Source organism: Jannaschia seosinensis, assembly GCF_001408515.1.
Classification (GTDB): domain Bacteria; phylum Pseudomonadota; class Alphaproteobacteria; order Rhodobacterales; family Rhodobacteraceae; genus Jannaschia; species Jannaschia seosinensis.
Genome location: NZ_CYPR01000182.1, coordinates 1 through 1,157 on the forward strand (window position 1 = coordinate 1; position 1,157 = coordinate 1,157).

Annotated in this window: 3 pseudogenes; all 3 read right to left on the reverse strand. The window is 61.8% G+C overall.

Features of this window, described 5'->3' with window-relative positions:
• Window positions 1-244 precede the first annotated feature (244 nt).
• Window positions 245-451 (reverse strand): annotated as a pseudogene (locus tag JSE7799_RS22480) (IS1634 family transposase N-terminal domain-related protein); the annotation flags it as partial.
• Between the two features lie 171 nt (window positions 452-622).
• Window positions 623-883 (reverse strand): annotated as a pseudogene (locus JSE7799_RS13605) (IS481 family transposase); the annotation flags it as partial.
• A gap of 41 nt (window positions 884-924) precedes the next feature.
• A pseudogene (locus tag JSE7799_RS13610) lies at window positions 925-1,157 on the reverse strand (IS5/IS1182 family transposase); the annotation flags it as partial.

Sequence of the window (1,157 nt, forward strand, 5' to 3'; positions counted from 1 at the left end):
GATCTGCATCGCCAGCTCGAAAGCCCGCGCGAACACCGATGCGATCTCGCCGGGCCCGTGCTCGATCAACTGTTCCAAGACCGCCTCAAGCGCCGTATCCTTCCGCCTGTCCATTCGTTCTTCTCCATGGTTGTGTTGCAACTCCATGGAATACCAGAATGGGCAGCTCGTGCTGGGGGGCGCCCCAGCACGAGCTCACGCCCCGCGTCTCAAGCGAATTTCCAGACCTGAGGGTACAGTACCCCTGGATGACCTCCGATGCGGTATTCTCAGCGCGGCCAACGGCCCGGTTCAGGCCGTTGATCAAAGGATCGAGCGTCGAAGGGGTAAGCTTGTCGAGCCGCCCAAGGTTCGCGACCACGCGGACGCGGGACTGCCCGCGGTCATTGCGGTAGGCCTCGACGAGTTGGAGATACTGGCGGCCGCCGGTCTTCGCGATGCGCGTATACATTGTGTAGCGATGATACCTGAGCCGAAGCTCCAGAGGCAATGGGTAATACAACCGCATCGTGTGACTACACCGACCATCCATATCGACCTCGGGGCGTCCACTAAATTATTGAAACTACGTCATCGGCCAAAGCAGATGATCATGAAACCGCCCCTGAAGTGTCGAACTTGGGAGGCCAGAGCGTGAAGCATTCGGGTTCAGGAACTCGCGCACCACTGCCAGCAGGTCATCGAGCGATACCAGCAGCGTCGTGCGCAAGGCCACCGCCACGGCCTCCTGGGCGGGCGTCAATGTCGTCTGAAGCCGGTGCGGCGTGTGGCTGCGATCCTCAACGCTGTCGCGGTGCCGCCATTTGCAGACGGTCTGTTCCGTCCTCCCGTATCGCTCTGCCAGAACAAAGGCAGGTTCGTCACTCGCCTGGCGTTGTTGCAGAACTCACGCCTGAGGCGTGACTTCCCCTTTCCCCGCCGATGTCAGGTCACGCGAACGATCTCGGCGGTGCCGAGGGCTGAGAAGCGGTTCATGAGGGCGACGCGGATGTGGACTTCGGCGGTCTGGCGGTCGGGGTCTCTGGCGGCGATCCGCTCGCCGAATGCCTTGAGGCATCGCATCTTCGCCTCGATGCGACTTCGGGCGTGGTATCCGGTCCAGTGCTTCCAGAATGCCCGACCGTAACGTTTCGTGGCGCGCAGCGTCTCGTTGCGAG